Origin of the sequence: Moorena sp. SIO1F2 (assembly GCF_010672755.1) — a bacterium.
Lineage (GTDB): Bacteria > Cyanobacteriota > Cyanobacteriia > Cyanobacteriales > Coleofasciculaceae > Moorena.
Genome location: NZ_JAAHFV010000248.1, coordinates 1 through 3,212, shown reverse-complemented (window position 1 = coordinate 3,212; position 3,212 = coordinate 1). Strand labels below are relative to the sequence as shown.

The window sequence follows — 3,212 nt, the reverse complement described above, 5'->3', positions numbered from 1 at the left end:
AGCCTAGTGCAGCAACCTTTCTAACCACTTCATCCATATCACTATACCTCAATATTGTTAGCTTATAAAGTTGATATAATGTTCACCAGTATTCCCTCCAAACTGAGTAACGACATCAGTGGAAATAGGGAATTATTGAATCAACGACGAAGCAAACTAATAACAGGTTTACACCAACCACTTTACGCTGTCTACTTATGGTTAGCGTGAATGTTGCCTTGCTTCCTACTGTAAACTACAGTCAAGGAATCAGGATTCCGGAAAATACTGACGCGCGAATCAATGCCCTTGCGTTGTTCATTCCTATGGCGCTTAGGCCAGGGGCAAGGGAGCCCTGTCTTTCGGTAACTGTTCAAAGTTAAGGCATTACTGCTGACAGCCTATGGGAATCCTGCTTGATGAGTGCGCCCCAGAACCAAGTTAAAATAAAGAAACGTAAACCTGAAACAAGACCATTCCAATGACAGTCCGACAACCTCGATACAGCAAAGAAGAATTTGCTCGACGTGGTGATGAAATCTACGAAACTCTGGTGCGTCCAAAGGTCGAAGCAGGGAATTACGGCAAGATTGTCGCCATTGATATTGAAACAGGCGATTTTGAGATTGACCCAAGGGAAATAGCCGCTTGCGATCGCCTCGAAGCGCGTCACCCAGATGCTCAAATCTGGATAGTCCGGATTGGTTCGCGCTATGTTCGTCGCTTCGGTGGACGTGGAAAAAGAACGGGATGATTAGAGGAAATGTTAATGCAGACAAAGAGGCAACGTAGAACTCCACAAAGTCAATGCAGTCTAACTAATCACTACATCTTTACCACTACCTATTTTTGATTGAAAAATGTCTTATTTAGGCTAAAGGCAATGTTGTATCACTACATGTTTATCACCACCCTTTTCTGTAGCGACGATTTTAGGTTTTTCTGCTCAGATTATTTTCCAGTATGCGAGCTGACTTAGCCGGAGCGATTTGCTCTAATTTTCGCATGTTTTGCCCACAACTGGCCACGATGGCGGTTTTTCTTGACAATCCGATGGCCAAAAGGCCACGCTACGCGAACGGACTTCTTGGTTGCTAATTTACCTAGTTCTAGACCGTGGGCACGACCATCCGAATCGTAAAATGCTTCTGTGTAACCCTTGTCTATACCAATCGAACGACGTTTAGCCGGGACATTGACTATTCCATGATTAACCAAGAAATGGATTTCAAAGCGTTGCAACTGAAGGTTGTAAATTAACCTAATCTGCCCGGTGATTTTTCGATTAGATATTACCAATATCCGATTACGCTTACCTCTACGCAAGCCAGCTAATTATACTTGGTAAGTATGTCTATAAATACGTTTACAGGAGTAACCACCAGGCTGTAGGATTCAGAGCGAACAATGCCTAAGCGTTGCATCATGGACTTTAATTGAGCTTCAACGACCTCGGACATCCCAATTACTGGGACTACCTGAGTTGATAAATTTTTAGTTCTGATTTTTTCTGGTGCTTAGACATTGTTTGACCAAAGGTCACGCAACGGGTACGACCTTACTGATATCATTATCTATGATATCCTAAAAAATCCCGTTTTATCCCACTTTTTGGCTATTTAATTGCGAGGCTAAAAAATTGCCGGATTTGACGAGATTATCACCATAGCACCTGTTTGTATGTCCCAGCACTATTACATTTCTCCCCGGTTTATCGATAAACTGGCGGTTCACATCACTAAAAACTTCCTTGATATACCCCATGTCCGTGTGCCTCTAATTCTGGGAATTCATGGACGGAAGGGGGAGGGTAAGTCCTTTCAGTGTGAGCTTGTGTTCGAGCGCATGGGCATTGAAGCGGTTCATATGTCTTCTGGTGAGCTAGAAAGCCCAGATGCTGGGGATCCAGCCCGTCTGATCCGCTTGCGCTACCGAGAAACCGCTGAAATGATCCGAGTCAAGGGTAAGATGTGTGTGCTGATGATCAATGACTTGGATGCTGGGGCGGGACGGTTCGATGAACGCACCCAATATACGGTAAATACCCAGCTGGTGCATGGTACTTTGATGAACATTGCTGATAATCCCACCAATGTCCAACTTCCAGGGAGTTATGACTCACAACCGATCCACCGAGTACCGATTATTGTCACTGGTAATGATTTTTCTACTCTCTATGCGCCCTTGACTCGGGATGGTCGGATGGCGAAATTCTACTGGCAGCCCAACCGAGAAGACCGGATTGGTATTGTTAGTGGTATCTTTCACGGAGATGGACTCTCTACCGGGGAGATTGAACAACTGATTGATACCTTCGACAATCAAGCGATTGATTTCTTCAGTGCTTTGCGATCGCGTATTTACGATGAACAAATCCGTAAGTTTATTTACGATATTGGTATAGACCGAGTTTCCTCTCGTGTAGTCAACAGTAACGAAGGACCGCCCAAATTTGAAACACCAAACTTTAGCATCTCCCGCTTAATTGAGTTTGGAGAACTGATTAAAGCTGAACAGCAACGGTTGGAACTCAGCGGACTAGCTAGGGAGTACAATCAAGTCCCCTCCCTGACGAGCCAAGCAACTAATACAAATACTAGAAATACTAATTATAATATCCCAACCCCTGACCAACCTCAAGCAAACCACAAGGCACCTGTATCCAATCCAGTCATCAGTGAGTCAACTAGCCCTAAAGTCACGAACGGGTTAAATCACTCTGAGACAAGACAGCACAACGGTAGCAAAATGCCATTAGATCTAGGATTAGATCTAGAAACCCAAAACCAGATTGGAGAGCTTTTGGCTCAAGGTTACCGCCTTACCCTAGAATACGGCAATGAGCGTCGGGTTAAGCATAATGCTTGGAAAAGTGGGAATCCATTACCAGAAAACAATGTATCGGAAGCGATCGCTGCTTTGACAGAACGCTTAGGGGAGCATAAGGGTGAGTATGTGCGCCTAATTGGTATCGACACCAAAGCCAAGCGGCGGGTTCTGGAAAAGATTATTCAACGCCCTTGAGATCTCTCCTGCTTGAAGATAGGGAGATGGGGAGATGGGGAGATGGGGGAGTGTGGGAAGTGTGGGAAGTGTGGGGAGATGGGGAGATGGGGAGATGGGGAGATGGGGAGATGGGGAGGTGGGGAGGTGTGGGAAGTGTGGGGAGATGGGGAGATGGGGAGATGGGGAGATGGGGAGTAAGATCAGTTTTCCCTCTTGCCGAGTCCCGA

General features: G+C 45.5%; 3 protein-coding genes and 1 pseudogene. 3 read left to right on the top strand and 1 reads right to left on the bottom strand.

All coding sequences use genetic code 11. From position 1 onward, the window contains the following. The first annotated feature begins 460 nt into the window (after positions 1-460). On the top strand, positions 461-733 hold the full coding sequence (locus F6J94_RS23820; protein ID WP_293044722.1) for a hypothetical protein: 273 nt from the start codon (positions 461-463) through the stop codon (positions 731-733). Positions 734-954: 221 nt separating this feature from the next. On the opposite strand, the gene F6J94_RS23815 is transcribed toward F6J94_RS23820, so the two are convergent. Then, the gene (locus F6J94_RS23815) at positions 955-1,278 is read right to left on the bottom strand and encodes a hypothetical protein (RefSeq protein WP_293044720.1); all 324 of its coding nucleotides are present in this window, start codon (positions 1,276-1,278) and stop codon (positions 955-957) included. 381 nt (positions 1,279-1,659) lie between these two features. Between F6J94_RS23815 and F6J94_RS23810 the strand changes: the two genes are divergently transcribed. Then, positions 1,660-3,003, top strand: a complete 1,344-nt coding sequence (locus tag F6J94_RS23810; RefSeq protein WP_293044718.1) for a ribulose bisphosphate carboxylase small subunit — start codon at positions 1,660-1,662, stop codon at positions 3,001-3,003. A 26-nt stretch (positions 3,004-3,029) separates the two neighbouring features. Further along, a pseudogene (locus F6J94_RS23805) lies at positions 3,030-3,212 on the top strand (hypothetical protein); the annotation flags it as partial.

Coding starts and splice junctions, on each gene's coding strand:
- F6J94_RS23810 (WP_293044718.1), top strand. CDS start 1,660: ATGTCCCAGCACTATTACATTTCTCCCCGGTTTATCGATAAACTGGCG.
- F6J94_RS23820 (WP_293044722.1), top strand. CDS start 461: ATGACAGTCCGACAACCTCGATACAGCAAAGAAGAATTTGCTCGACGT.